This is a genomic window from Zhongshania antarctica, assembly GCF_014202945.1.
GTDB classification, from domain to species: Bacteria; Pseudomonadota; Gammaproteobacteria; order Pseudomonadales; family Spongiibacteraceae; genus Spongiibacter; species Spongiibacter antarcticus.
In genome coordinates this window covers 625,465-651,712 of sequence record NZ_JACHHW010000001.1, presented here as the reverse complement: position 1 = coordinate 651,712, position 26,248 = coordinate 625,465, and the positions used below count along the sequence as shown (strand labels likewise).

The 26,248-nt window shown below is 50.1% G+C and carries 24 protein-coding genes and 1 pseudogene; 14 read left to right on the top strand and 11 right to left on the bottom strand.

Going from position 1 to position 26,248, the window contains the following annotated elements; all coding sequences use genetic code 11:
* Positions 1–330 precede the first annotated feature (330 nt).
* Entirely contained in the window at positions 331–528 is a 198-nt protein-coding gene (locus tag HNQ57_RS02845) for a CPXCG motif-containing cysteine-rich protein (protein WP_184461096.1), read from the top strand.
* Between the two features lie 4 nt (positions 529–532).
* Here HNQ57_RS02845 and HNQ57_RS02840 read toward each other — a convergent pair whose 3' ends face one another.
* A complete protein-coding gene (locus HNQ57_RS02840) occupies positions 533–1,534 on the bottom strand; it encodes an LLM class flavin-dependent oxidoreductase (RefSeq protein WP_184461095.1) in 1,002 nt (333 codons plus the stop codon).
* Between the two features lie 239 nt (positions 1,535–1,773).
* On the opposite strand from HNQ57_RS02840, the gene HNQ57_RS02835 reads away from it, so the two are divergent.
* Positions 1,774–2,706 carry a hypothetical protein gene (locus HNQ57_RS02835; protein WP_184461094.1) on the top strand — a complete coding sequence of 311 codons (933 nt, stop codon included), beginning with the start codon at positions 1,774–1,776 and terminating at the stop codon, positions 2,704–2,706.
* A gap of 28 nt (positions 2,707–2,734) precedes the next feature.
* Here HNQ57_RS02835 and HNQ57_RS02830 read toward each other — a convergent pair whose 3' ends face one another.
* Positions 2,735–3,733, bottom strand: coding sequence for a metal-dependent hydrolase (locus HNQ57_RS02830; RefSeq protein ID WP_184461093.1), 999 nt, complete (start codon positions 3,731–3,733; stop codon positions 2,735–2,737).
* Between the two features lie 382 nt (positions 3,734–4,115).
* On the opposite strand from HNQ57_RS02830, the gene HNQ57_RS02825 reads away from it, so the two are divergent.
* Complete coding sequence (locus HNQ57_RS02825) at positions 4,116–5,231, top strand: esterase/lipase family protein (RefSeq protein WP_184461092.1); 1,116 nt, start codon at positions 4,116–4,118, stop codon at positions 5,229–5,231.
* A gap of 21 nt (positions 5,232–5,252) precedes the next feature.
* Positions 5,253–6,293 (top strand): hypothetical protein, encoded by a 1,041-nt coding sequence (locus tag HNQ57_RS02820; RefSeq protein WP_184461091.1) that lies wholly within the window; start codon positions 5,253–5,255, stop codon positions 6,291–6,293.
* 54 nt (positions 6,294–6,347) lie between these two features.
* On the opposite strand, the gene HNQ57_RS02815 is transcribed toward HNQ57_RS02820, so the two are convergent.
* Positions 6,348–6,599 carry a TIGR02647 family protein gene (locus tag HNQ57_RS02815; protein WP_008246349.1) on the bottom strand — a complete coding sequence of 84 codons (252 nt, stop codon included), beginning with the start codon at positions 6,597–6,599 and terminating at the stop codon, positions 6,348–6,350.
* A 192-nt stretch (positions 6,600–6,791) separates the two neighbouring features.
* On the opposite strand from HNQ57_RS02815, the gene HNQ57_RS02810 reads away from it, so the two are divergent.
* The gene (locus HNQ57_RS02810) at positions 6,792–8,255 is read left to right on the top strand and encodes an amidase (protein WP_184461090.1); all 1,464 of its coding nucleotides are present in this window, start codon (positions 6,792–6,794) and stop codon (positions 8,253–8,255) included.
* A gap of 72 nt (positions 8,256–8,327) precedes the next feature.
* Here HNQ57_RS02810 and HNQ57_RS02805 read toward each other — a convergent pair whose 3' ends face one another.
* The gene (locus HNQ57_RS02805) at positions 8,328–9,773 is read right to left on the bottom strand and encodes a succinylglutamate desuccinylase/aspartoacylase family protein (protein WP_184461089.1); all 1,446 of its coding nucleotides are present in this window, start codon (positions 9,771–9,773) and stop codon (positions 8,328–8,330) included.
* 363 nt (positions 9,774–10,136) lie between these two features.
* On the opposite strand from HNQ57_RS02805, the gene HNQ57_RS02800 reads away from it, so the two are divergent.
* The 6 genes from HNQ57_RS02800 to HNQ57_RS02775 all read left to right on the top strand — a co-directional run bounded on the left by HNQ57_RS02800 (position 10,137) and on the right by HNQ57_RS02775 (position 15,008).
* Positions 10,137–11,684, top strand: coding sequence for a 2-isopropylmalate synthase (locus HNQ57_RS02800; protein ID WP_184461088.1), 1,548 nt, complete (start codon positions 10,137–10,139; stop codon positions 11,682–11,684).
* 1 nt (position 11,685) lies between these two features.
* Positions 11,686–12,489: a hypothetical protein gene (locus HNQ57_RS02795; RefSeq protein WP_184461087.1), complete on the top strand. Its 804-nt coding sequence runs from the start codon at positions 11,686–11,688 to the stop codon at positions 12,487–12,489.
* Positions 12,486–12,935 carry a GNAT family N-acetyltransferase gene (locus tag HNQ57_RS02790; RefSeq protein WP_184461086.1) on the top strand — a complete coding sequence of 150 codons (450 nt, stop codon included), beginning with the start codon at positions 12,486–12,488 and terminating at the stop codon, positions 12,933–12,935. The genes HNQ57_RS02795 and HNQ57_RS02790 overlap by 4 nt, the downstream gene beginning before the upstream one ends.
* Positions 12,936–12,975: 40 nt before the next feature.
* Positions 12,976–13,407, top strand: a complete 432-nt coding sequence (locus tag HNQ57_RS02785) for a hypothetical protein (RefSeq protein ID WP_184461085.1) — start codon at positions 12,976–12,978, stop codon at positions 13,405–13,407.
* Positions 13,408–13,523: 116 nt separating this feature from the next.
* The gene (gene pbpG / locus HNQ57_RS02780; RefSeq protein ID WP_226968248.1) at positions 13,524–14,438 is read left to right on the top strand and encodes a D-alanyl-D-alanine endopeptidase; all 915 of its coding nucleotides are present in this window, start codon (positions 13,524–13,526) and stop codon (positions 14,436–14,438) included.
* Between the two features lie 87 nt (positions 14,439–14,525).
* Positions 14,526–15,008, top strand: a complete 483-nt coding sequence (locus HNQ57_RS02775) for a hypothetical protein (RefSeq protein ID WP_184461084.1) — start codon at positions 14,526–14,528, stop codon at positions 15,006–15,008.
* Positions 15,009–15,095: 87 nt separating this feature from the next.
* On the opposite strand, the gene HNQ57_RS02770 is transcribed toward HNQ57_RS02775, so the two are convergent.
* A complete protein-coding gene (locus HNQ57_RS02770; RefSeq protein WP_264299228.1) occupies positions 15,096–15,383 on the bottom strand; it encodes a phage integrase N-terminal SAM-like domain-containing protein in 288 nt (95 codons plus the stop codon).
* 179 nt (positions 15,384–15,562) lie between these two features.
* Between HNQ57_RS02770 and HNQ57_RS02765 the strand changes: the two genes are divergently transcribed.
* The gene (locus HNQ57_RS02765; protein ID WP_184461083.1) at positions 15,563–15,811 is read left to right on the top strand and encodes a DUF2789 domain-containing protein; all 249 of its coding nucleotides are present in this window, start codon (positions 15,563–15,565) and stop codon (positions 15,809–15,811) included.
* Here HNQ57_RS02765 and HNQ57_RS02760 read toward each other — a convergent pair.
* Positions 15,780–16,481, bottom strand: a pseudogene (locus HNQ57_RS02760) (IS3 family transposase); the annotation flags it as partial. The gene HNQ57_RS02765 and the pseudogene HNQ57_RS02760 sit on opposite strands and share 32 nt — an antisense overlap.
* 327 nt (positions 16,482–16,808) lie before the next feature.
* Between HNQ57_RS02760 and HNQ57_RS02755 the strand changes: the two are divergent.
* Positions 16,809–19,190 (top strand): TonB-dependent receptor, encoded by a 2,382-nt coding sequence (locus HNQ57_RS02755; RefSeq protein ID WP_184461082.1) that lies wholly within the window; start codon positions 16,809–16,811, stop codon positions 19,188–19,190.
* Between the two features lie 2 nt (positions 19,191–19,192).
* Here HNQ57_RS02755 and HNQ57_RS02750 read toward each other — a convergent pair whose 3' ends face one another.
* The 5 genes from HNQ57_RS02750 to HNQ57_RS02730 form a co-directional block, all read right to left on the bottom strand.
* A complete protein-coding gene (locus tag HNQ57_RS02750; RefSeq protein ID WP_184461081.1) occupies positions 19,193–19,777 on the bottom strand; it encodes a TetR/AcrR family transcriptional regulator in 585 nt (194 codons plus the stop codon).
* Between the two features lie 89 nt (positions 19,778–19,866).
* A complete protein-coding gene (locus HNQ57_RS02745; RefSeq protein ID WP_184461080.1) occupies positions 19,867–20,655 on the bottom strand; it encodes an acetoacetate decarboxylase family protein in 789 nt (262 codons plus the stop codon).
* Between the two features lie 353 nt (positions 20,656–21,008).
* Positions 21,009–21,479 carry a pyridoxamine 5'-phosphate oxidase family protein gene (locus tag HNQ57_RS02740; RefSeq protein ID WP_184461079.1) on the bottom strand — a complete coding sequence of 157 codons (471 nt, stop codon included), beginning with the start codon at positions 21,477–21,479 and terminating at the stop codon, positions 21,009–21,011.
* On the bottom strand, positions 21,472–22,044 hold the full coding sequence (locus HNQ57_RS02735; protein ID WP_221301540.1) for an SOUL family heme-binding protein: 573 nt from the start codon (positions 22,042–22,044) through the stop codon (positions 21,472–21,474). Before HNQ57_RS02735 ends, HNQ57_RS02740 begins: the two co-directional genes overlap by 8 nt.
* Positions 22,045–22,446: 402 nt before the next feature.
* Complete coding sequence (locus HNQ57_RS02730; RefSeq protein ID WP_184461077.1) at positions 22,447–23,235, bottom strand: SDR family NAD(P)-dependent oxidoreductase; 789 nt, start codon at positions 23,233–23,235, stop codon at positions 22,447–22,449.
* A gap of 448 nt (positions 23,236–23,683) precedes the next feature.
* Here HNQ57_RS02730 and HNQ57_RS02725 point away from each other — a divergent pair, with 448 nt between their 5' ends.
* On the top strand, positions 23,684–26,059 hold the full coding sequence (locus HNQ57_RS02725; protein ID WP_184461076.1) for a neutral/alkaline non-lysosomal ceramidase N-terminal domain-containing protein: 2,376 nt from the start codon (positions 23,684–23,686) through the stop codon (positions 26,057–26,059).
* Positions 26,060–26,248: the final 189 nt, after the last annotated feature.

The following is a 26,248-nucleotide window of genomic DNA, read 5'->3' as shown; positions in this document are numbered from 1 at the left end:
TAACATCTAATAACGATCATAAATCGCTAAGGATGGTGACCTTCCTACAGAGGACTTTCACCTCATTAGTTCATGCCCATGCTGGGCGTACACAAAGCGCTGCTGTCGGACAAATTTTCCGCTGCGCTCCAAATTTACCGCAGAGCGCGGCTCTATACGTAATCAAGTAAAAGCTCAAACCGATTAAGGCGCAGCTTTCCAATGTTATTTATAGCTGTATGGCGTCTGTCACGGGTGCACCTGTCGCCGACGGCAAAACGAGAAATTTCCTTGGCGCTGGCACGGCAAAGGTGTAGCGTCTACGAACTTAATTTACAAAGTAGGTGCGATATGAATGCATTAGAATCGGTCAGTCAGCGGTGTCCCTATTGTGGCGAGCGAATAGAGTTGCTGATCGACACATCAGAGGGCGCGCAGACCTATGTTGAAGATTGCCAGGTCTGCTGCCAGCCAATGGTTATTAGCGCTTGGCTTACCGAGGAGGACGATTTAAACGTGACGGTGTTTACTGAGAACGATGCGTACTAGGCTCTCAAGCCTCGCCATTTAGTTGTTTCTGCATTGCCCCCACAATTTCATATGACCGCAAGCGCGCGGTGTGATCGTAAATCTGTGAAGTAATCATTAATTCATCGGCGCCGGTTTTGGCGATGAATTGCCGGGTTTTTTCAAGCACGGTGTCAGGGCTGCCAATGGCCGAGCAGGACATTATGTTCTGCAGCAGGCTCTGCTCACTGAACGACAATTCTTGAAGGTAATTATCGACCGGCGGCTGAAGTTTGCCGGGGTTGCCGCGGCGTAAATTCACAAAGGCGCGCTGCATTGAGCTGGCCAGATAATTGGCTTGGGCGTCGGTGTCTGCGGCAAAGATATTAAAGCCGAGCATCACATAGGGCTTGCTGAGTTGGGCAGAGGGCTGGAAGCGCTCGCGATAAATTTCGATCGCTGCGAGCATTTGATCCGGCGCAAAGTGCGAGGCAAAGGCGTAAGGCAGACCAAGTGATGCCGCTAATTGGGCGCCGAATAAGCTGGAGCCTAATATCCAAATTGGGACATTCAGTCCTCTACCGGGAAAGGCGTGAATTTGCTGTCCGGGTTCGGCTTCACCGAAATAACTCATCAGCTCGACAACATCGTTGGGGAACTGATCTACGTCGGCGTGCAGGTTGCGGCGCAGCGCGTAGGCGGTAGCTTGGTCGCTGCCGGGCGCGCGGCCCAGACCGAGATCGATTCGCCCAGGGAATAAGGCCTCTAAGGTGCCAAATTGTTCGGCAATAACTAAGGGGGAGTGATTGGGCAGCATAACGCCGCCAGCGCCTACTCGAATGGTTTTGGTTCCGGCGGCAACATGGCCTATTACCACCGCCGTTGCCGCGCTGGCGATGCCCGCCATATTGTGGTGTTCCGCCAACCAGTAGCGCTGATAGCCCCACTGCTCGGCATGTTGGGCTAAGTCTAAGGTGTTGCGTAGGGAGTCGCCAGCACAGCCATCTGCGGTGATAGGTGAAAGGTCGAGCACAGAGAGCTGAGTCATAGCGAGTTCCTAAGTTTCGGTGTTTAACAATATTTGGGGCAAACCGGCGAATTTCAATGGGGCTTGGTGGACGCAGCGGGGAATCAGCATTGTGCATACTCAGGTATTGGCTAAGCAGGCAATTGTGGACTATACCAAATGGTCTCTGTGAGCTGCGCTAGCCCCTACTTAGGTGACGGGCAGGGGTGTGTTTGCGCGGCGGCGATTAGGCGGCATGAGGGTGTGTGATGAGGGGGTTAATGTGCTTGGCACTCACACTGTGTATAGGCGCCGCGGCATCTAAAGCCCTTGCCACTGATGCCGTCTTATCACTTTTGCCGATTGAAGCGGAGCTGGGTATTGGTGATGGCCTATTGGGGGGGGCGTCGAGTCTATTAGCGGGTAATCCGGGCTCATTGTTACCGCAAACGGTCGACAGTGCGTTTGCGCTGGTGTTGGATACTACCTTGGAGCAACTGAACTCGGTGTTTGATGAGGTTGGCGATATCCCCAATCTTTTTGGCCTTAGTTTTACCGTTGGTGAGTTTGAAGCCAACGGGGTAAAAATAAGCTATGTCACTATGCCCTTAACGTATACTTTTCGTTCGCAACGAATTTCGGGTCGACAATGGATTTTGAGTATGCCGCTTACCCAGGGCGAGGTAAACGACGCTAAAACCTATTCAATACAGCCGGGCTTGGCGTTGCGTATACCGGTAAGCGCGAATTGGGCCATTACGCCGGGTATGAGCGTGGGCTATGTCAAATCGAGTGATTTAGATCAAGAGGCTGAGCAGGCGGGGGTGTCGGTATCTAGCGCTTACCGTATTCCTTTGGGATCAACGCGGAACTCAATATATATTGGTAATCTTATAGGCTATTACAAAACCTTAAAAGTGACCTTGGCCGGTAACGAGTTTGATCCTAATATGGCGAATACGGTGTTTAGAAATGGTCTCTTGTATTCTATGCCTATGGCTTTCGCCCACGAATTACTCAGTGTTGAATTGAGTTTTGTGAACACGCTGTTTAAGGGCACAGACACTTATACACGTAGCCAAAATGAACTGGCGGTGAGTGTGGGGAGTACCCGCCGTCATATGGCGCAGCTGAGCTTTTTACGCTTGGGTTTAGCGGTGGTTCAGGCAGAAGATATTCGCGGTATACGCATAAATTTTGGCTACTACTTTTAGCGTGCAGAGGGTTTCGTCAGTGCCTAGGTCAGTGAAATAGCATATTCCACAGTTCTACCGACTTCGCTCGGCTGTCGCTGCGCTGGGTAATATAGCGCACGTGTTGTTCACTATTGTTTGGTGATAATTCAATACTCCAAAGTGCGTCGATTTCATTGGGGAGTAATGAGTAGCGTAAATCAATAACCCGCTTTGGGTTGTTTGCTGCTAGCGCAATATAATCTTGGGAAAACCAGCGGAAGCGTTCAAGGTCTTCGGCCTGCTGTGACCCTGCCTGCAGCCACGGTAAATCACGTTGAATATCCAGAGGCGCAATGGCAGTGCCTTCAATGACTTTTGGCTTAATACCCATGCGCACGGCGTCAACATAAAAGTAATCGGGTGTCCGGTAAATAACTTTCCAGAGCAGTAAATTGGCAAAGGAGGGCTTGGCACTCAAACTAAGCACTTGGTGCTGGCGACTCGCGGCGAGCTGGTAAGCAACACTTTCTGCTCGCTCACGCTGCCACCACCCCACCGCTGGGTAGGCAAACACCCAGAATAAGGCGATACGCGCCAGCCAGTGGCGCTGGGGGCTTAAGCTAAGGGCTAGTAAGGCCGCAATGGGCACGGTGTAGAGCGGGTCAATAATCGACATAATATTCCACGCGACCCGCTCATTGCTAAAGGGCCAATACAATTGCGTACCATAGGTTGTGCAGGCGTCGAGCAGTGCGTGGGTGGCGTAGCCGAGGGTGCAAAACAGAATGCTTTGCCAGCGGCTAAAACCTTTACGTTTGGCAAACAGGGCGTGCAATACCAGTCCGCAAAGCAAGCCGCCAAAGGGAATGAACACAAGGGAGTGGGTGAACTGGCGGTGAAACTCTAAAAACAGCAGAGGGTCGCTAGTGGAGCGGATCAAGACATCTAAGTCTGCGGCCATGCCACCCAGAAACCCGAGGCCGAGTGCCACGGCGCGCGGCGCCTTAGCCAGCCTGGAGTTGGCGGCAGCGGTGGCGCCGAGCAGGCCTTGAGTCAATGGATCCATAGATATTATTCCAATATAAAGCGCTATTGCGCAGTGTGGTGCCTAGCTTATCAAACTGCAGTGGCCATAGGTTGCGCTATTTACGCCAACACCATTTAAGCGCCGAGCTGTGACGAACATCGCACGCAGCGATTTTTTTATTGATTCGCCTTGTTTGTATGTGTTAAAAATATGTAATGTTGTCATCGATAACTTGGATGATTTTACACAGGACGTGTCGGCAACTGTTTAGTGCAAAGATGGCTGAAAAAAATAATAGCAAGCCTGATGTTAGCTCTAAAAGCTGTTCGCGTTTCCGCAGTAAGCCGTTACGGCTTTGGTTTCCCGGCTTTTATGCTAAGGCTTCCGCGTAGTTTAAAAAATAATACCGGAGAATATCTCTATGAAGCTTAGCCAATTACTGAGTATTGGAATTTTAATACTTGTGAGTACGACGACGTCGCCTGCATTTGCACGCGATGCCAATAAAACCCAATACCCGATTGTGTTCGCCCACGGCATGGCCGGTTTTGATGACATTTTAGGTTATGACTACTGGGGCGATGATTATGGCGTTTACGTTTTAGATACCTGCCAGTGGGGTGAGTACTATTGCAATCACGACATTCATTCTGGGCAGGAGTCTTTTGTGGCTTCGGTGACGCCCTTTGCCGGATCGGAGCAGCGTGGTTACGAGTTATACCAAGACATTGAAGGCTATTTGGCCAGCTCGGGTCACAGCTATGTCAATATTATTGGTCACTCTCAAGGTGGTTTAGACCTGCGTAAAGCGGCTAAATTACTGCAGGATAATCGCGGGTATCGGGTGGTTAAATACGGCATTAGTATTTCGTCGCCCCACCGTGGCTCGCCTATAGCGCAATATGTTTTAAATTTGCAGCCTGGCGTGCAGTCCGTTTTGGCGACCTTAGCTGACTACTTTGGCAACACGATTTACAGCGGCGGCAACGACGCTATCGCGGCGCTGAAACAGCTGGTGAATCATGACTTTGACCCCAACGATGGGGTGACAACGGGCACCTACGCGTTTAATCAGAACTACCCTGCCGGATCCGCGAATATCGAGCGCTCGCGGAGCTTTTTAACAGGTCAAGACAACGGCAATATGAACCCCGCCTTGTATTTGCTTAAGGAGCTTTGGACTGAGATTGATGGTGACGGCTACGCCAGCTATGACGCCAATGGCGACGGCGCCCTCGGTACTGGTGATGGCGATGCGAGTGACAATGACGACGATGGTTTAGTCGGTATTAACTCTCAGCAAATGGGTTATCGTCTTGAGTATTGGGAATGTTATGGCTGCCTAGATTACGTTTGGGCGCAGAGCAATACTGGCTATGTGGGTGACCTGAACGCACCTAACCAAACCCAAATGACGTCTCACGCATGGAAGATAAACCAGGATCATTTGGACGTGATTGGCGTGCCACCCGATACCTTTGACGAAATGGAATTTTACGCCGCGATTACCGATTTTATCGCCGACAATGGCTTTTAATAAAACGGGTGAGTAGGTGTTATGAGCGAGAAAACGATAAGCAAACCATGGGTAGTGTTTTTGTTGGTAGCGATTGTCGTTAGTGCTTGCTTTGGCCTGTTCTGGCAAACGCCAGAACAGGCTGTTAGCGATGAAGTACATGCGCCAATGTTAACTGCGACGGCGGTTGGGAATGTCGAGCCGACTGAGAATGATCGAGGAAGACCCGAATTAAATGAAGTTGATGAAGCGCAGTTTATTGCGGATTTAACTCAAAAATTTGCCAGCGTGATCGAGGTGAAACACGCGCAAATTCGCTTGCTAGAGCAGCTGATTTCCTATCTAAAATCGCGCTACCCAGAGGATTGGGAGAGTCGTGTTGAAGCACTGCTGGCGCAAATGTACCCCGACTTGGCTGCAGAATTACTGGCCAAATATCAGTCGTGGTCTAACTATAATGCATGGCTGCTGACCGAGCGCGATGTACTGCGTGCGATGTCGCCGGCGGAGCGTCGCGACGCCCTTTGGGCTAAACGCTTTGATGCTTTTGGCGCTGACGCAGAACAGATTTGGGCGGCAGAGCTGCGCAATCGCAAAATTGAAGAGGCCTTAATTGCGGTAGACGAAATGGCCGAAGGCCTTCCGGAGGAAAAATTAACGCAATTTGTGGCGTCGGTGCGCGATGCCTTGGGCGATAAGGCCGAGCCCTTGCTTGCCACGCGGCGGACGGAATTGATGGATCGCTTTCTAAGTTTAGACTCAGTGCAGCAGGAGCTGCGGAACCTTCCTGACTCGACGCGTTTGGCGTCACTTAGGGAAATTCGCAGCGGTTTGGGTATGGATGCCCAAGCGCTTGATCGCTGGACCGCCTTAGATAAGCGTCGGGATGAGTTGTGGACTACCGGCAGTAACTATATGGAACAGCGCCAAAGCATTTTGGCCGAGTACACTGGTGGCGAGCAACGTCGCCGCTTGCAGGCATTGCAAACAGCCTTGTTTGCCGAGCAGAGCGAGCTTATTCAGCGCGAGGAGCAATCTGGATTTTTTCGATTTGCCGGTGAACGTCGAATCGGCCGCGAGTGATTGCGGTTAGTTCTCATAATGTGCGGAAGGCTTTGGCCTTCCGCATGTTTGGATTTAGGCTAATTCTTTGTCTTTGCAGTTCAAAACCGTCATTAGGCTATCGAGGTGGCGAATGACTTCTAGGCCGCTATTGGTAAGATAGCCGCCATCAGCTTGAGTAATCAGTTCTTTGGCAAATAAACGCTCGGTCGCAGCGATGGTGGCGGGGTCGGCGGTGTGGTGAACCTTAATGCCCTCAAGCGCAGAGGCTGGGTTGAATTGGGTTAATACGCGAATTTCGTCAAGAATGTCTTTCGATAGCGGCATATCTGCAACCTTATATTGTTATGAATTGAGGATGTTGCCAGCCAACAGTGTGTCAGCGTTTGTAAGCTACTGTAGCGCGTATTGTGTCGCGCTGCCAAAGGCAATTTAGTTAAAGGCTAATTCCCTTTGTTTAGCTCAGTTTAGGTAACAGAACTGTTACTATTTGCAGCAAATAAGATCGCGGAGACGGGAATGTTTAAAGAATACGGTGAATACGATGCCCTTGGTCTGGCAGAGCTGGTTCGCAATGGGGCGGTAAGCCCTAAAGAGTTACTTGATGCTGCACTGGCTGTCGCCAACGAGCGTAACCCAAGTATAAATGCCATTATCCATCGCTTCGATGAACGCGCTTATCGCCAAATAGAACAAGGCCTACCGGACGGCCCGTTTAAAGGCGTGCCCTTTGTTTTAAAAGACTTATTGGCATGTTTTGCCGGTGAACCGCTGCGTATGGGCAGTCGGGGAATTACTGTAATACCTGACTATGACAGCGAATTGGTGCGACGCTACAAAGCCAGCGGGGTGAATATTTTTGCCAAAACCAATACCCCCGAATTTGGCCTAATAATCACTACTGAGCCCAAATCCTTTGGCCCCACTCATAATCCTCATAAGCATGGTTATAGCACTGGTGGTTCTTCTGGTGGCAGTGCGGCGGCCGTGGCCGCGGGTATTGTGCCAATGGCCCACGGTGGTGACGGCGGCGGCTCTATTCGCTTTCCATCCTCCTGGTGCGGGGTGTTTGGCTTAAAGCCCTCCCGTGGTCGCAATCCCCTTGGCCCCGACAATGGTGAAGATTGGCAGGGCGCTGTTGCTGAGCACGTACTGACCCGCAGTGTTCGCGACAGCGCAGCGATGTTGGACTGCAGTAGCGGACATGAAATTGGCGCGCCCTATAATATTGCCCCGCCCAAGGGCAGCTTTTTGGCTGCTACCCAGCGTGAAGCCCGACCGCTACGCATTGCCTTGAGCAGAAAACCCTTGGTGAATACCGTTGTTGATGCCGAGGTGCTAGCCGCGTTAGATGCCACTGCCCAAGCGCTAGAAAAGATGGGGCACGTGGTGGAAGATGCCGAGCCACAGATTGATGTTAATCAGTTTTGGCGAGATTTCTTTGTGGTCGTCTGCGCCGAAGTGGCAAGTATGGTTGACCGCTATCGGCGTGAGTATGGCGCCGCCTGCGTCGCTAAGTTTGAACCTGCCACCAAAAATATGGCGATGCTAGGTCGTTCATTTAGCGGCGCCGACGTTATTACGGCTAAGCGCGGCTGGGATGACGTTCAGCTGGCGATGGGGCGCTTATTGACTGATTTTGATGTCATGCTTTGCCCGACTGTACCTACCCCCGCAGAACCCCATGGCGTGCTGCCCAACTCCCGTGTCGAAGAGCTGCTGATGCTCGCGAGTCACCGGGTGAATATGGGTAAATTATTGTTTAATACCGGCTTGGTGGAGCAAATGGCAGGGCCGATCTTGGGGAAGATGGCATTTACCATTATGGGCAATGTTAGTGGCTTGCCCGGCATGTCGGTGCCGTTGCATATGAGCGAGAGTGGCTTGCCGATTGGCATGCAGTTTACCGGGCGGATGGGCGATGAAGAGACCCTGTTTAATTTGGCTGCCCAGTTGGAGCGGGAGTTGGGCTTCACCTGCTAAATTGCCAAGCGCACAATAAAAAGCCCCGCGACTAAGGCGGGGCTTTTTGGTTTTGGCTAAGTGATGGTAGGGCTATTCGGGATGCTCTTCCATTTCGTCATTGGGCCGTATGGACATAGCCGGTTCTTTGGCGCCCTCGGTTTCAGGCTCGCCGCCGCTTTTCTCACGCGGTGGTTCGTCTACCAAATGCGAGGTGTTTTTCGCATTGTCCTTAATCGCCTTGCGCACTGCGGCATCAACGGCCTTGGGATCATTGCTGGTTTTAGCGGCTTTTTGTGCCGCTTCTCTGGCCACTTCCTTCATGTTTTCGGCAACCGGCTCTAGGGCTTCGGCTACTACGCTGTCCGCGACTTTGTCGGCAGCTACCTTCTTCACATCGGCGGCGATGCCAACGTGATAGGCGGCAAAGCCGGGCATAACCATTTGGTTAAGCGCAAGGCCGATAATCTGACCGTCGACACTGGAGCGAATCACCGAGCTGCGGTTGGTGATGGGGTCGGTGACTGAGCCGAGAATATCGCCTTTTTTCACGTTTTGGCCGAGTTTGGCCTCGCTGAGAAAGACGCCGCTTTGGTCGGCGCGAAGCCACGTCGATTTATAAAAGACGTTTTGCTTAGGCGCGCGCTGGGGCTTGTCATCAATCATATTGAGATGGTGCATAACGGCCTTGATGCCATTAACACTTTGCTTAACTTCCTTTAGCTGCAGGCGCAAAGGTTCGCCTGCCTCTAGGATTACCGCCGGAATACCGGCGTCGACCGACGCGCGGCGCAGCGTACCTGGGGCACCAGCACCATCGATAACGGTTACGTCGTGAAACATGCGGCTGAATTGAGCCACGCTTTCTTTGCCTAAGTTACCGCGCAGCTGGGTGAGGTTGGTGCGATGGAAGGAGCCGGTGTGAATGTCAATGAGGCGGTCGCAATGGGAAATAACCTCATTAAAAAAACTGTAGGCAATGCGGCCCGCTGAGCTGCCCTTAGGGTCGCCAGGGAAATAGCGGTTTAAGTCGCGGCGATCTGGCAGGTAGCGCGATGAGCGGCGAAACCCGTGCATGTTAACAATAGGTACGCCAATCACGACGCCATTGAGCTTGTCGCTTTCGAGGCTGAACATCACTCGGCGAATTGTTTCTACGCCGTTGAGTTCGTCACCGTGTACCGCTGCGGTAAGGCACAGGGTGGGGCCGGGGTTGGTGCCCGCCGCAACCAGTACCGGTGTGGGCATGGCTAAACCGGCTACCGCTTGGCCAGCAGTCCAGTACAAACGCTCGAAGCTGCCTCGCAATATATCTTGGCCAAGCAGGGTGAGGGCGACCTCGGTATTGCCCGCCGCGCTGCCACTTTTGTCAAAGTCGATATTCAGGCTTGGGTTTTTACGGGGATTAGGGGTAAAAACCGGGTCTGCGGGAATGGTCGCGGAATCGCCAAGCGAGTTTGGGGTCTGCTCATTGGCGACGGCCGAGCTGATAAACCACTGTAGGCTGAGTGCTACGCAAAAAACTAAAGTGCTTCGCATGATAAAGCGGTTTGCTCCCTTAAATACGGCTAAAAATCATTGGGCTACTGCCCCATGGTTGACAAACTAATGCACAGAGGCAAATTGTATACAAATTCACCAATATAAACGCCCGAAACTTTGTGAAAACGGTGATTTTCTTCTCGCAGTGCTGGGTCTTTGACGGTATCCAGCAGTGAAGTTCAGTCTTTGGCCTTGGCATTTTTGCCAGTGGCGGGGACTGGTAAATGAATTTTCTTGTAAAAACAGCACCTTCGCCTGCAAAAGAGCCAAGAAGTCTGGGCCGTGTCCGACTATAATTGCGGGCAGAGTTTGCTAGGGCATCATGATGCTGCCACAAATAATGATTGTTAGGAGTTAGACATGGCCAAAGACCGCCTGATTATATTTGACACAACCTTACGCGATGGCGAGCAGAGCCCCGGTGCGTCGATGACCCGCGACGAAAAAGTGCGAATTGCCAAAATGCTGGAAAAAATGGGTGTTGATGTCATTGAGGCGGGCTTTGCTATTGCCAGTATCGGTGATTTTGAATCCGTGCGAGCGGTCGCCGAGACAGTGCAAAACAGCATAGTGTGCAGCTTGGCACGCACCGGCGCCGAAGATATTGACCGCGCCGCTGAAGCGCTCAAGCCCGCCGCCGCTGGCCGTATACACACGTTTATCGCCACGTCGCCAATCCACATGGAATACAAGCTGCGTATGGCGCCAGACAATGTGCTGGAGCGCGCGGTGGCTGCGGTTAAGCATGCCCGCAACTTAATTGGCGATGTTGAGTTCTCTTGCGAAGACGCCTCGCGTTCCGAGTACGATTTTATGTGCCGGATCATTGAACAAGTGATTAATGCCGGTGCCCGCACAATTAACCTGCCCGACACCGTAGGCTACGGCGAACCCGGTGAATACGGCGCCATGGTCGCAAGAATCATGAATGGCGTGCCCAATGCCGATAAAGCGATCTTCTCGGTGCACTGCCACAATGACCTTGGTCTCGCGGTCGCGAACTCCCTGTCGGCGGTAATGCATGGCGCCCGCCAAGTTGAGTGCACTATTAATGGTTTGGGCGAGCGAGCGGGTAATGCCTCGCTTGAAGAATTGGTCATGGCGATTCGCACCCGCAGCGATATATTTCCGGTGGAAGTCAGTGTTGATGCCACGCAAATTGTGCCGACCTCGCGTTTGGTGTCGTCGATCACTGGCTTTCCGGTGCAGCCGAATAAGGCAATTGTTGGCGCCAACGCCTTTGCGCATGAATCCGGCATTCACCAAGACGGCGTGCTGAAGTATCGAGAAACCTACGAGATTATGCGCGCCGAAGACGTGGGCTGGAACGCCAATAAATTGGTGCTGGGCAAGCATTCAGGTCGCGCTGCGTTTAAAGCGCGCCTCGCAGATTTGGGTATCACGCTAGATAATCAGGCCGCCTTGAATCTGGCGTTTACCCGCTTTAAAGAGCTGGCTGACAAAAAGCATGAAATATTCGACGAAGACCTGCAGGCGCTGATGAACGATGTTCAGCCTGATGATCTAGAACTACGCTACAGCTATGTGGCGCTGGAAGCGGTGTCGCGCAGTGGCTTTAAGCCTCGCGCCGATATTCAGTTGCTCATCGACGGCCAAGCCCAACAAGCGGCAGCGGAAGGCGATGGTCCTGTCGACGCCGCGTTTAAAGCGGTGGAGCTGCTGGTTAATAGTGGTGCCAATTTACTGCTGTACTCGGTGAATGCGATCACTGAAGGCACAGATTCCCAGGGCGAAGTGCAGGTGCGGCTAGAGAAAAATGGCAGCATTGTAAATGGCAATGGTGCCGACACCGATATTATTGTTGCCTCAGTTAAAGCCTACCTCGATGCACTTAACTTGTTAGACGCCGGGGTGCTTAAAGCCCACCCCCAGCACGAGGGCGTATAAAGTGAACGAGGCGCTGCGACTCGATTATTTGCAGGCGATGGGCGTAGACACCTATGTGCCGCGCTTTATGCTTGACGGTGCAGCGCCGTCACCGATTTTTGAGCTGGACATCGCCGTAGAGGACGAGTTTGCCGACGGCGAAACTGCTGAAGTGGCGAGCTTTGATGCCGATACTGAATACCAGCAAATGGCCGAGGCGCAGGAGCGCAATACACCGGCGCCGACCGGCGAGCCACAACGCGCCGGATCGCGTATCGCCTCAGCCTTGCAGGAACTGGGTTTTGAGAGCGCCGCTCCGACTCCCGCACTCGCCGGGCAAGCGAGTAGCGCTCCAGGCGCTACAACTGATGTGGCCGTTAGCCCAGAGTTTAATGTTGAGTTGGTGGCGACGGGAATTGGCTTGTTGATGATTGTAGAAACCACCACCGCGCCGCCGAGCCCCGCTGAAAAGCGCCTCATGGCCAATATTGCAGTGGCGGTGAGTCGTCATCATAAGCTGGCCAAAGCCCCAGAATTCGCGACGTCGCGCTTTCAGTGGCCGGTGTTAAAAACACCCGGGTTAACCATGGGTGGTGACGCTGCCAAAGAGGCCCTGCAGGCTAATGTCATGGCGCAGGCTGAGCGCCAGCAGGCCCATTGCGTGATTTTATTTGGCAGTGCATTACAGCCCTATATTGACGTGGCGACCCTGCAATCTGCCGGAATTCAATTGTTGTACGCAGCGGAGCCAGCAGCCATGCTCGCCGATGGCAGTTTGAAAGCGCCCTTGTGGCAAAATTTACGCAAGGTTGTGTTCAGTCTATGACCCGTATCGCCATGCTGGCTATGCATCACCTTGAACGATGTCTTTTGCTCGAAGCCCGTTCTGACCCTCATCCCTGGGGCAAGATGAACTGGTTGCGCAGCTTGCGCGACGATCATTGCTTAGGCTTGTGGGACGGCGACGAATTGCTGGGCATCAGCTGCTACACCCTTGTGCTCGACGACGTGAGCTTATTGAATATCGTGGTCGACACCAACAGTCGTGGCCGAGGCGCGGGACGACAGCTACTGAGCGAAGGGCTGGAGTGGATGCAGCAATTTGGTGGCGCGCGCTGTTTACTTGAGGTGAGGGAATCTAATACAGTAGCGCGTTCTTTATATACCAAGCTCGGTTTCGCTGAAGACGGCATTAGAAAAAACTATTACCCCCTTGGTGACGGCTATGAACACGCTGTTTTAATGTCGGCAGATTTACCCTTGGGCGAGTAAGCGCGAATTATGCTTCTAAAATTTACACAGGTAGCGGTCAATGTCAGACACTGAAATGCAAGAAGTTGAATCTGATTGGTGGTTTATCGGCTTGCCTGAAGAGTGGCGTACCGAGCAGGATGACGACAGCATTCTGATTTTTGATCAGGACGAATTAGGCTGTATTAGTCTGAGTACTCTGCAGGCGCAACACGGTAAACCGGCTACGGCGAATGACGTTCGCGAGCTCGTTTTGGAGGTTGGTATGCGCCTAGACGACGGTAAAGCCTGTAAAATTGGTGACGATTATCAGGGCTGGGAGTTTGAAACTGTCGAAGAAGGCGATTATATTCGGGAATGGTTTTTACACGCTGGCGATCATTTGTTACTTATTAGCTACGCCTGCGCTGAAGATGACCGTGATATGGACCGCGCAGCGGTAGATCAGATATTAGATAGCCTGCGCTTGAAGGTAAGCGAGGAGGCTAGTTAGTACGGGAAACACCGTATTTGTATAAAAATTGAACAGAGTCGACATTTTGGCTTTTTCGGCTGTGCTAACCTCAGCTTAATTATAGTGTTAGTTCACTTTTGCTAATTGGTATTGTAATGATAAAAATAATGCTCTCTTTGGTCTTGGCCTTGTTCATCTCGCCGGCTATGGCCACGGATAATGTTGGTCGCAATCCCGCTAACTTGCAGCTTGCCTCGGTTAGCGCCGTGGTTATTGACGCCGATAGCGGTGAGGTACTGTATAAAAAGTACGCCAATATGGTAAAGCCAATTGCCTCGCTAACCAAGGTGATGACGGCCATGGTGGTGTTAGACGCTAAACTGCCACTGAATGAAGCCATTCGCTTTAGTAACGATGACCGCAAGGCTATTAACTACTACCACTCCCGCATTCGGGTCGACTCCGAGCTGCCCCGTGGTGAAGTGCTGCGCCTAGCGCTGATGTCTTCAGAGAATCTTGCGGCAGCGGCCTTGGGTCGCAATTACCCAGGTGGTCTGCCTGCCTTTGTTGCCCGAATGAACGCAAAAGCTCGCGCCTTAGGCATGAAAAACACGCATTTTGTCGATAGCAGTGGCTTGTCTGGCAAAAACGTATCCACCGCCGAAGATTTGGCTAAGCTCGTCGCGGCGGCTGCTAAATACCGAGAAATTGCCACGTACTCCACCACCTCAATCTATACCGCTAACTTTAGTCGCCCGCGCTATCGCTTGGATTACGTGAATACTAATCCGCTAGTGCGCTACCAGCGCTGGGACGTGGCCATGAGTAAAACCGGCTACCTAGACGAAGCCGGTCGCTGCTTGGTGATGAAAACCAACGTCGACGGCAAAGATTTGCTCATCGTCATGTTAGACTCGTTTGGCAAAACCAGCCCCATGGGCGACGCTGGCCGCATTAAGCGCTGGCTGGCATCTGGCAACGGTGGCACCGTAGCCAGTGCAGCAAAAGATTATCAAAAGCGTAAAATAGCGACACATCTGGCGAGCCGTGCGACGGCGAGTATTCGTTAATCGCATTATTTTGTAGCGCTAACAGTTAAACCCATTATTTGGGCTGCCTCGCATAGCGACGCAGCCCTTTTTATTTAAGGAACCACAGTGGCATATCAGCAAGACTTTAAAGACCAAGCGTTAACGTGGGACGAAGCAGCCGTGCAAGGCAGTGGCACCGACTACTTGCTTCATAGCAGTGTTGTCACAGGCTCAGATAATTTGACCATCGAGGTCATACTCGCAAACTGCGTAGAACATGCTGTGGCGTTGTTGGCCGAGAATATTAACGACGATTCCCTCTACTTCATGTTCGAGTGGGATAATACTGCATCCACACTCGCCATCGTTGTCACCGACGACAGCAAAAGCCGAGACGCAAAACACCGTGTTCTATGCGATCTGTCTGCCATGAACGCAAAAATGAAACAGCTCGCCGAGTCAGATCAGTGGAAGTACCAAGGTGAATCTTTTGCCGATATTGTTAAACACGCTCTGCACGACTACCTAACCACCTGCACCGGCTTTATGCGTTACTCGCTGGTTGCCGTATTTCATCAGGGCTCAAGACAGCAGACCGAACTGCTTTAAGGCTGATACGTCTGCGTGGTGGCCTCGAATTGCTATGTGATGCTGGGCTACGGCTTAACTTGCTCACAGGAAGCCGGCGCTGCCAATTCAAGAGCGTCGCCGCAGAAACTTAATACTACGCAAGCCCGAGCCATACAACATGGCAACCATCAGTTTATGCATGTCTTCAAGTTCCGAAACAAGACGAGCCATTTCCTTCTGAGTTAACACCACGGGTAACTTGGCTTGCCGTTGTGAATACCTACGCCCGGTTAACTTTCCCAATGGCTGATCTAAGTATTTGTTATATAAAAACGCTATGGAGTTCAATGCTATAGCCTGAGTTGAAACAGAAACGTTACGTTGAACAATCAGGTGATTCAGAAATGCTTCTATGTTTAATTTAGGTGATTTGTAAATGCTTGATATGCCAGCAAGTTATTGGCCTTAAATGGCTTGAGGCGCGCTATTTACTCACAAACCAAGTATGGTGGTTCTGGTAAATCACCTTTGCTGATACTTAGGGTTTACTCATTATAGAAATGTTATGCATGTAAATGCTAAAAGAGGCAATTATGGAAGTAGAAAGTCATTCTTTAGACAAATTATTTAAACAACTAGGGCTAGACAATACAGAGCAGGCTATTCAAGGGTTTATAAAAAAGAATACCCCTCTGTCGAGTAAGGTAAAGTTGCATGAAGCAAATTTCTGGAGCGCCTCACAATCATCATTTTTGAAGCAATCAAAAGACGATGACGCTGACTGGGCTGAAATAGTTGATCAGCTAGACGCTATGTTACGAAAACCCAACGTAGAGTCATAATTTTAAAACACGTTTTAAGGTTTCGACCTCTGGTAATCCTCCCATTGTTAGCTTTGTGGGGGCGTTCATGATTGTAAAGCCAAAGCCACTCGGTTACATACTCCTGAACTTGCTCCAAGTTTTCAAATAGGTGTTTACTCACCCAACTATAACGGATCGTGCGATTGGCTCGCTCAATGTATGCATTCTGCTGTGGCTTACCAAGCTGGATATATTCGATACGGATACCCAGCGCTGATGCCTACTGCATAAAATCGTGACTGATGAATTCGGGGCCGTTGGCGCAACGAATCACTGTCCGCTTTTCCCGCCACTCTAACAGTTGATTTAGTACCCGAATAACTCTGATTGATGGCAATGAAAAGCCAGCTTCAATGGCAATTCCTTCTCGGCGGTAGTCATCAATGCCATTAAATAACTGATAGCTTCAGCCGTCGGATAACTGGTCATGCATAAAATCCATTGACCATACTTGGTCGGGACGTAAAGGTTCCTTCAGTGGCTCCGGTTTGTTGCGCTTCAGTCGTCGCCGAGGTTTGATGCGAAGGTTTAATGCTAGCTCGCCGTAAATGCGGTAGACCCGCTAATGATTCCAAGCAAAGCCTTTTACATTCCTGAGATAGGCAAAGCAGAGGCCAAAGCCCCAATCAGAATAATACTCCGTTAGCTGGGTGCCCCCTTTATTACCTTAAGTCATTGAGAAGTTTGTCAATTTTGAGCCTTGGAGTGGATCATATAATCCCGCAGATATTGCCGATAAGTGGTTCAAATTCCAATAAAATTTAACAATTCAACAATGCCGCGCCATCTCTGTTTTATCTTACCGAAAGGCCTAAGCGATCGAGAGCTGATCTGTAATCAGTTTTTAGAAGTGGCATTTAAACTAATTTGACTAAAGTCTAATTAATGATACTCTGGCAATCAAGGCTGTAGATTACTTCGACAGGTCTCGAAACGTAGTGCTACGAACAAAAATAACAAGAGAATTGAGAGTTCAATGCCCAGAATTCATTCAAAGATTGCTTTAGCGACATTGTTTTCCATTATTACACCTCATGTCCTCGGCGCGAATAACGGGAAGCTTGAGGAAGTGATTGTCACGGCTCAAAGAAAAGCCGAATCGTTGCAAGAAACACCTATATCTTTGATTGCTTTCGGCGAAGATCGCATAGAAAAAGAGGGCATCAATACGCTGATGGATTTAAAGGCCAACGTTCCAGGCATGACGATAGAACCTTTCCCGCTTGATAATTCTAATTTACGAATCTATATTCGAGGCATTGGCTTAATAGATACACAAGTCACCCAGGATACGCCAATCGGTGTATACATGGACGGTGTCTATATCGCTCGATCCGCGGGTTTATCTCTTGATCTAGCGGAGCTTCAGCGCATAGAAGTGCTGAGGGGCCCGCAGGGAACGTTATATGGGCGAAATTCTACTGGCGGAACCGTTAATTTAATTACTCGCCGAGCTGATACAGCCGACTTTTATTTTGAACAGAAATTTACCGCAGGCAATTACGGGCTCCTAACCTCGAAGACATCAGCGAACATGCCTCTGTCTGACAAAATAGCCGTCAAAGCAGCATTTTTAACGACTAAGCAGGGTGGTGTTATTGAGAATACAGGGCTCGGTGAGGATTATGGAAAACGGTCTGCGCAAGGATATCGAATTGACCTAAGGGCGGATCTAAGTGATCGCGCGACATTCGACTATAGCTATGAAAGCGCAGATACCGAATATACAAACTTGTCTTACCAGCCGTTCCGGCCACAACCGCTTTCCGGTGGTCTAGATGCCGATTCAGTGCTTAACGATTCGATACGGCGCGAAGCAAGCAAGTCGATGATATATTCCGATAAAAGGCAGAGCAGCATGTTTGCCGCGGTCCCTATCCTTGAGTCTTCAAACGGAGTGACTGGCCATAAATTCGATTTTCGCTACTCTCTTGATAATATTGAATTTCAATACTTATTAGGTGTTAGAGACTTAGAAAACAATACCTATGCTGACGTGGCAACTGGTTCACTTTCGGCAGATTTTCGTGTGGACACCAATGCCTATACCTCAAAAGATGGCGCTATCCAGACACCAGCAGTCATTCCCTCGCTAGTACAGGATCAGGTATCCCACGAATTCAAGCTAAATGGGACAGCGTTTGACGAATCTATTGAATATATTGTGGGGGTGTATTCCTTCCAGGAAGATGCAATTAATGATCAGCCCTACCATCTGGAGTTTACTGGGCTTATAAATAATCAGACGATACCGGGGGTGGGAGGCAATCTAAAAACGGGACTAGTACAGCTTGGAGAGCAACAATTCGGCATTAAAAATCGCGCTAAGGCATTCTACGCGCGACTTAGCTATAAAAGCAGTCTGTTGTTTGATAGAGAGCTGTTATTGACCGTCGGCGCCCGCCATTCGGCAGACGAGCGCAGGGCGGAAAAATACACATCAACCCAAGTCTACACTGAGAGCTGGACTGAGGACGCGAGTGGTAATGTACTGGCAGGATCTATTGCGCCGATTGAATCTTATGGGTATACCGCGACAGGCGATCGCTCATTCCGCGACGATTCATTTGACTATATTGCCGAATACCAACTAAACGACGAGCTAAACGTATATATAAAATCTGCTGAAGCTTACAAGAGTGGTGGCTATAACACTCGTGACCCAGACCCCGACTTCTTCACCAAGGGATTTAACGAAGAGAAGGCTTTATCCTACGAAATAGGCCTTAAAGGCGAGTTTTTGGATAGTAGCCTTCGCATAAACACGGATGTATTCCGGACTACGTTCACGGACCTCCAGATCAACTTTCAAATTGATGGCGCCATCGACAACACGCGCGTCCTAAATGTGGGCGAGGCTGAAATCCTTGGGTTTGAACTTGACGTTACTTACGTGCTATCAAGTGATCTCCTTGCTGTATTCAATTACTCATATCTCGACGCGGAAATGACGTCTGTAATGGATCCCGACACAGGTGAGAATGTAGCCGATAAGTTCGTATTTAGCTCTGCTCCTGAAAACTCGTATACAGCAAACCTCGACTGGACGATATCAGAAGGGCCTCTCGGTACCGTGGAGGCTACACTGAGTTACAATTTTATGGATTCTCGTAACGGCGGGCCATTGACAGAAAAAATTAAGAATGTTGAGCTTGAGTCATTTGGCTTACTAAATGGTCGGCTAGGTATTTCTGAGTTATCAGTGTTTGGTGGTACGGCTAGTATTGCGCTATGGGCTAAGAATATACTTGACGAAGAGTATGTAATAAATGCGTTTGATCACCTGCCTCAGGCGCAACGGGCTGGTATATGGGGCGACCCAAGAACCTATGGCGTTGACATGATCATTCGGTTTTGAGGCTACTTCTTTAACAAGCTTTCCACTAGGACTCGGGTGTAGAGCTTTCTATTGCGAGTTAGCCGATAGTTCGGAATGTTTGTCCAGTTAATGACTAAATTGCTCAATGTGCCCGCAATTAGCTCGATGCAAAAGTCTAGGGGTGTATCGCCTCTCAGGTCACCAGACTCTATCGCTGGCGTGATTAGATGCTTCAACTCATCATTAATAGCGAGCATATAAGGCGCAATTTTTTCCGGTGTTGCGCTAGCCAATAAGCCTTCTTTCATTAGTGCACGCTCTATATGCCCATCTTTTTTTAACGAGTTTTCACAAAGCTGAAAAAAACGATTTAAACGCTGATCGGCCATACTATATTTTGCGCACGCATCCTCTACATTCGTCTTGGTACGCTCAAAGAGCTCTTTGTAACTCAGCTCAACGTAAACGTCTTGCTTTGTTGCGAAGTGATTGTAATACGTCTGCTTTGCGACGCCAGAAACCTCAATGATCTTGTCGACTGTAATGGCTTCAAACGAGTATTCATTCAGTAGTGAGAGTGCCGCGTCGAAAATTTTCGCACGGGAAGTGGTACGGCGTTTCATCATGTAAAAAAGAGCCTAAGTATGGCTGACAGGAGAAAGCTATCTTACAGGAAGGGCAATCGTTGGCCCAGTTTTAGCTGGGCCAACGTAAATTACTTAAAGCAATCTTCGCGGAGCGGGCCGCCTTGAAAGCCTGGCCATCTGGATCCGCCTATTACGTCAGAGAACGGAGCAAAACCTTTTGGATCAAGCTCTCCCGCTATAGAGATACTGCGCTCTTTGAATACAGCCCACCACAGATTTGCTGAAACAAGTTCGCGCATTGGTAGTCGAGTTGCATACGGGTCCCACGGGCTCTCAAGAAAGCGTATTTTTCCCTCTACCTTTTCAAGATGAACAGTGCCATAGACTGATTTAACGTGAACGACGTGCGGTGGAAAGTCATACTTCACATTAGACATATCACTAAAGTCGGAACCAACTGCGCGAGATACTTTAATCCACCATTCGTTTACGGTGAAATCATCTAAATTGGGTTCAACACCAACAGATTTTCCTTCAAATTCAAAAAACGTATATCCGTTGTGAGTGCAACGGGCAACTACACGGTCTTGCTCCCTGTAGAAACTTGTATTGCAAGGGTACTTTGGTTGACCATTAATCTCCTGGCTTGAAAAAATTGCCGACTCCTGGTCGATACCATAGCCAAGTGCATACTCACCCTCAATGCCGTTAAAGTCGGCGTTAACTGTTGTTAAAATGCCAAGCTCAGGCTCGTCGGGAACTGGATAGTTATATATATTGAGCTTAACGAGAGGATCCTTTCCCGGTTTTATACCTGGCGGCAGCAGCGCTGCTAATTTTTCTGGGTCCGTGCGATACACGACTTTGAGAATCGGCCAGTTATGAATATCGCCGGGGTTACCGTTTGGTGTACTCATTCTATTTCCTCTTATTATTGATAAAAACGCTCTTTGTAAAACGTCTTTAAATAGACGATAGTCTATATTGAGGTGCTCGTCTAGGGTTATTTGGGTTCAATTTAAAGAATTTTTATTATCTGCGCACGGTCTGCTCATGACTGAAAAATACGTGTCTGTGTTGAATTGCGGGTTAAATTGATCGAGGGTAACTCGTGTAATAGAGACTCGGCGGATGCCGTATTTGAATTTTTAAATTAAGCAGATATTACCTATTAAGTGGGGCAATTTTTTTGCAAATATTTCGCTAAAATAGATAATAATTCAATGTAATTAAACACTCACGGGGAGCTGCCTACGCATTCGTTGTCCTACTAGATGCTATCTAGGTTGCACCACCGGACTTCCTCGGTGCTTGTGACGAGTTGATAGTCGGATATTTCCATGACAATCAACGCGCACTCCGGCGACGAAAAAAATTCCTCAAACTCAGGGTGGCGCTGGATGTGCGACTTGAGCATGGATTGAGCCGAGTTGATAGGGGCAGCAAAAACATTCCCGTGTGCGGTAACTATAAGGCCCGCACGTTGTTGTTCGAATGGCTCAATTCCGCTGCCAATAAGTAAGGCAGCACGACCGCCCTGAATGATACTTTCATACTTTCGAGTCTTGCGGTAGGTCGCAAATACCAGGCGCTTTATGTCATCCACAGGAGTAAATGCCATCAAACTCGCATGCGGCTGCCCATCCGACTGCGTTGCCAATACCGCAAGCTTTCTCGCAGCGAGATGGGCTCTGATTTCTTCGCAGAGCGTCATTGTGTCGGGCCCCGGCATGTCATTCATTTTGAGTGGCAGCCGTTACGGGCACTAGAACTTCGTTGCGCCGGAGAAACCAGGGCATGAAAGGTGGGTTGTATCTTGCCCAAACAGGTTCACCAGACACACTAAAGCCGCTTTCCGTAATCCAGTCCAGCAACTTTTCCAAGTTACGAAGATAGCCTTTTTCGCTCCAAAATCCCGAATATCGTACTGCGGCGATGTGACGTGCCGGAACCTCGCGAATATACACATTCGGGTCTTGCGGCTTTGGCGTATTTTCCAGGTTGAATGTCGCGGGCATCATGAAACTGACAACCCATTTCCCATCTATTTTTTGCTGCCCAACCGGCGAAGTCATTGCAATCTTCTTATTCGTTGATTCCTGCCCAACAGGTGATGTCATCGCGACTTTCTGCTGTTGCTCGTTGTTGCCAGAAATATACTTAAATAACCGACCAAATGCTTCGTTTCCGGCACCCTCGAAATCACCACTTACTGTCGTCTCAGCAAGAATGTGGGGATCGTATCTTCGTAATTCGAATCGGCCTTCTTCACGAATTACAGAGTATTTCGCTTCCTCAACGGCCATAGCATTTCCTGTCAAAAGCAATACGACAATTGTGACCCAACTCAATCGACCTGTCTGAAGCATTCTGGAAGTATCCCTTATAAATGAACATCGCTGGACCACAGTTCAAATTCGCGAGCTTTGCCAGCGTGCTGGGCTGACATCATGACATTGGCTTTGCCGCCCAACTACTTAGCGTTTATCTGCCGTGCGCAATGAAGGGCGAACACCGTAAGAGACAGTTTTATACGTTAACAAACCTAAATCATTACCAATTGAAAATCATTGTGTCGGCGGTTTGCTTAAAATTGCAATATAATTAAACGCGCTATTGTGGCAGCGCGGGCGGAGTAACTGGCGGCCACTGTACGACTGATAGATGTCATTGATTAACACTAAGCATGTTGCTAACAGTCTGTCTATTTAGTTATCTGTAGTGTAGCGTCCAACAGCGCCGGTTATTCGTCTGAGCAGCCATTTAGGTATTGCTCGGCCAGCCAGTATTGCCGCTAAGTTCATTGCGCCCGGCACCACAATCACCTCGCCTTTCATGCATGCTTTGTAGCCATCAGCAGCTACATCGTCTACATCCCCAATCAAAAAGTCAGGAATATTCAGGCCGCCGCTATTTTCTTGTGCCGTACTAACCATGTTGGTGGCCGTAATGCCTGGGCACAGCGCTGTAATACTTACACCACTGCCCTTGAGCTCTTCAGCCAATGACTCGGTCAAGGATAGCACAAAGGCCTTACTTGCTGCGTATATAGCCAAGCTCGGTATTGGCTGAAATGAAGCAATAGATGCCACATTAAGAACCCTTCCGCTGCCACGCTCTACCATGGCAGGCAAAAAACAATCTAACATTTCAGTTAGGCCGCTAATATTTAAATCGAGCATGCGTCGGTGAGCCTCGGTGCCAATATCAATAAACCTACCGTGCTCTAATACGCCAGCATTATTCACTAGTATTTCAACTTTGATATCTTGCCGAGCTAAGCTTGCCGCCAATGTTTTAGCCGCACCGGGTCGGGATAAATCTGCCGGCTCGACCCAAACTGTAATTTTGTACTCTGCCTGTAGTTGTTGTGCTAGTTCTTCAAGTTTCGTTTGCGAGCGCGCCACCAGTACTAGATTGCTACCGCCCTGCGCGAACAGCGCGGCTAGTGATTTGCCAATACCAGAAGAAGCACCGGTGATAAGGGTAGTCTTCATTTTGTGCTCCAAGTTGCGGGAATAAACGAAGCTAGGAATCTAGTTCTACGAAAGGCTGCCACAACATACTCTTCTGGTACTCGGATGCGCGTCCACATTGATATGACTAAAAGTCGAGTCCTGCATTGATGCTTATATTAGTCTTACATCGCGAATAGCGCCACTGGGCTCCTAAAGCTATCCATCGCTAGCCTAAACGGTATTGCATTGTCACCATCGGCATTGGGCATGGCATCGACAAGTTTCTGGTACTCGCTGCGGCAGAATTTGTGTTATCAATCTGTCTAAGTGCCAGCCACTATGATCAAAAGTATGTGATTTATATAAAACTTTATTTGATCTTCTTGATGATTCTGTCCCTAGGGGATAATCAAGTCGCAGGTATTTACGCGCGCTGGCTGAGTTATACTACTGCATAGCGTATCCCACAAACTTTAGGTGAAGTAGCATGGTACTGACCAGACCCGCATTAGTGATCATCTTCGGCTTGGTGTTAGCCGCCTGCGGCGGTGGAGCTAACAACAATAGCAATGCAGTTGCCGTCGAGCCCCAGACACCGCCACGGCTAGTCGATGAGCCTGCTGCACAATGTGTAGTGAATGACCTGCGTAGGTCTGTGGGTGAGGGATTAGATGCTCCGGGACGCTTGGAGGTGGACGTCATCGCAGCAATAGGTAGTCCCGCGCAGTGCTCAAGTAACGATGAGTATTTGATCGGAACCGGTCTACACGATGTCACTGGCCCAATTGCCGACACCGCCAGCCTCGCGTGGGTGAATCCCCAGCAAGTGTTCAGCGCACTGCACTCGCGCGTTTATGCCCGAGCGTTTGCGATCGCGTCCCCCTGCAATAACAAACGGGTGATGTTTGTTTCAATTGACACTGGATTGATGAGCGCGAGCGTTCGCGATGCGGTGCTAGCCGAGATTGCTGCCAACGAAGAGCTCAGCAGCCTCTATAACGCGAACAACGTCATGCTCTCGGTGACGCATACGCACTCAGATCCCGGCACTGGGCTGGCCGGCGTCGGTAATGGCTTGGCTATTATCGCTGGTGGCATTGTTCAAGCCATCACTAAAGCGCATGCCAATCTGCTGGCCAACCCGGAACCTGCCGCTATCATCTTGTCTTCGGGTGAGTTACTGAATACCAATATAAATCGCTCCAAACCTGCCTACGAGCAAAACACCGAAGCGGAGCGAAGCCTATTTTTAAACGCGCGCGGCGAAGAAACCAACGTTAATAAGCGCATGGTGCAGTTGGAACTGAATCGCCAAGACGGCACCGCTGCGGGCTTGATTAATTGGTTCGGTGTGCACCCGACAGTCATTGGTCCCGCTCAGCACTATGTCAGTGGCGATGTAAAAGGCTATGCGTCGATTGGCTTCGAGCGATTAATGGGCACCAACTATCGCGCAGACCCAGGTACAGGGACTTTCGTGGGCGCCTTCGCCCAAGCCGATGAAGGTGATGCCTCACCCAATATCGCCATTGAAGAGTTTCCCTATCCCAGTCCCAAGCGTGGTGGCGGTGAAAATGATTTAGACGCCAACGCTATTTCCGGCATTAAACAACTGGCGCGCGCGATTGAGCTTTATGGCACCGGCAAGCCGGTTACTGGGCCGGTGGATTATCAGTTTTTGCGGATTCCCATTACAGATATTACCGTCGACGATCCTGTCGTACTGGCGAGTTTGAAACACCCTGCCGAATTAGATGAGGCGGAAAAGAGAACCTGCGACGGTATTCTCGGCGCATCTTTTGGCGCCGGTGCAGAAGACGGCCCAGGACCTACGCAGGAAGGCCTAAAGTGCAGTGACGATCCGGCCGTTCTCGACGCGGCTCTGGTCGATATTGCGACGCTGACCGGATCACGACTCGAAGGCTTTCCCGGTGGCTGGCCCAAGGATTTAATTCCCGGTCAAACCTTGTCTTCCGTCGTTATGTGTAACTCGACAGAGCTGCTGGCATTTTCAGGGGACTACTCTTGCCAGGCCGAAAAACCAGTCTTGTTGCCACGGGGCGGCTCGGAATTACCGATTCAATTATTCCGTGTGGGCAACTTCGCGCTACTAGGTTTACCCTGGGAAGTCACTACCATGTCAGCCCGCCGTATTCGATCGCTGCTCCTCGAAGAGCTGGCACCGGTTGGTGTCGATACCGTGGTTATAGCCGGGCTAGTTAACGATTACGTTCACTATCTCACCACCCGCGAAGAATATTCATCTCAACAATACGAAGGTGCATCCACGCTCTATGGTCCATGGACACAGGCCGCCGTCGCGCAAGAATCTTTGAAACTCGCGCGCGCAATGCGCAGCCAAACCGCTGTATCTGAGCCACCTGCGCCCGGCGATCGCGCAGATTTAACACTGAAGCTCGGTCCTCGTGAATTACCTCATCCCAGTGGGGCTGCGGGCACGGTTGTCACTCAGCCGCCCAACTCCATTATTGCCGGTGAGGTACTTGAAGCTGAGTTTGTAGTGGGCCATCCCGGTAATGACCTGCGCATTCAGCAGAGCTACGTCTACGTCGAAAAGGAATTGGCAAGTGGGGAGTGGCTGGTCGTTGAGGAAGATCGCACACCAGAATTACTCTATGAATGGAAACCCCTAGTGCAACCCCCTGCTGCACTAGAGCGCCCGCAGACTAGTAGCGGCGGTACCGGTCTAGTAACTTGGACGACGCCAATCAATACACCAAGCGGTACTTATCGATTGCGGGTAGAGGGTGCATCCCTTGGTTTTATGGCTGCGGAGGCGCAGCCCTATCAGGCTATTTCAAACACCTTCACCATTGTGGGTACTGACAGTATCTGCCCTTAAGGTTTTACAGGGTCGTACCAATAGAATAATTGGAAGTAGGGGGCTTGGTTTTTCCTCAGATAATTGCCCCGTAATGATTGAGATATGGCATTACTGGGCTTTTTTATGGCTCCCCAAAGAAGTGAAACACCCAGCCAATTTTTCAAGCTATAGCGGACATCCGAGTTGTAGATTTGCATCTCATATTGA

Excerpts from the sequence above, each read along its gene's own strand:
- HNQ57_RS02805 (WP_184461089.1), bottom strand. The coding sequence starts at position 9,773 with ATGCGAAGCACTTTAGTTTTTTGCGTAGCACTCAGCCTACAGTGGTTT.
- HNQ57_RS02750 (WP_184461081.1), bottom strand. The coding sequence starts at position 19,777 with ATGATGAAACGCCGTACCACTTCCCGTGCGAAAATTTTCGACGCGGCA.
- HNQ57_RS02735 (WP_221301540.1), bottom strand. The coding sequence starts at position 22,044 with ATGGCCGTTGAGGAAGCGAAATACTCTGTAATTCGTGAAGAAGGCCGA.
- HNQ57_RS02835 (WP_184461094.1), top strand. The coding sequence starts at position 1,774 with ATGTGCTTGGCACTCACACTGTGTATAGGCGCCGCGGCATCTAAAGCC.
- HNQ57_RS02800 (WP_184461088.1), top strand. The coding sequence starts at position 10,137 with ATGGCCAAAGACCGCCTGATTATATTTGACACAACCTTACGCGATGGC.
- HNQ57_RS02825 (WP_184461092.1), top strand. The coding sequence starts at position 4,116 with ATGAAGCTTAGCCAATTACTGAGTATTGGAATTTTAATACTTGTGAGT.
- HNQ57_RS02820 (WP_184461091.1), top strand. The coding sequence starts at position 5,253 with ATGAGCGAGAAAACGATAAGCAAACCATGGGTAGTGTTTTTGTTGGTA.
- HNQ57_RS02725 (WP_184461076.1), top strand. The coding sequence starts at position 23,684 with ATGGTACTGACCAGACCCGCATTAGTGATCATCTTCGGCTTGGTGTTA.
- HNQ57_RS02815 (WP_008246349.1), bottom strand. The coding sequence starts at position 6,599 with ATGCCGCTATCGAAAGACATTCTTGACGAAATTCGCGTATTAACCCAA.
- HNQ57_RS02765 (WP_184461083.1), top strand. The coding sequence starts at position 15,563 with ATGGAAGTAGAAAGTCATTCTTTAGACAAATTATTTAAACAACTAGGG.
- HNQ57_RS02790 (WP_184461086.1), top strand. The coding sequence starts at position 12,486 with ATGACCCGTATCGCCATGCTGGCTATGCATCACCTTGAACGATGTCTT.
- HNQ57_RS02755 (WP_184461082.1), top strand. The coding sequence starts at position 16,809 with ATGCCCAGAATTCATTCAAAGATTGCTTTAGCGACATTGTTTTCCATT.
- HNQ57_RS02845 (WP_184461096.1), top strand. The coding sequence starts at position 331 with ATGAATGCATTAGAATCGGTCAGTCAGCGGTGTCCCTATTGTGGCGAG.
- HNQ57_RS02740 (WP_184461079.1), bottom strand. The coding sequence starts at position 21,479 with ATGAATGACATGCCGGGGCCCGACACAATGACGCTCTGCGAAGAAATC.
- HNQ57_RS02745 (WP_184461080.1), bottom strand. The coding sequence starts at position 20,655 with ATGAGTACACCAAACGGTAACCCCGGCGATATTCATAACTGGCCGATT.
- HNQ57_RS02810 (WP_184461090.1), top strand. The coding sequence starts at position 6,792 with ATGTTTAAAGAATACGGTGAATACGATGCCCTTGGTCTGGCAGAGCTG.
- HNQ57_RS02830 (WP_184461093.1), bottom strand. The coding sequence starts at position 3,733 with ATGGATCCATTGACTCAAGGCCTGCTCGGCGCCACCGCTGCCGCCAAC.
- HNQ57_RS02840 (WP_184461095.1), bottom strand. The coding sequence starts at position 1,534 with ATGACTCAGCTCTCTGTGCTCGACCTTTCACCTATCACCGCAGATGGC.
- HNQ57_RS02785 (WP_184461085.1), top strand. The coding sequence starts at position 12,976 with ATGTCAGACACTGAAATGCAAGAAGTTGAATCTGATTGGTGGTTTATC.
- HNQ57_RS02730 (WP_184461077.1), bottom strand. The coding sequence starts at position 23,235 with ATGAAGACTACCCTTATCACCGGTGCTTCTTCTGGTATTGGCAAATCA.
- pbpG (WP_226968248.1), top strand. The coding sequence starts at position 13,524 with ATGATAAAAATAATGCTCTCTTTGGTCTTGGCCTTGTTCATCTCGCCG.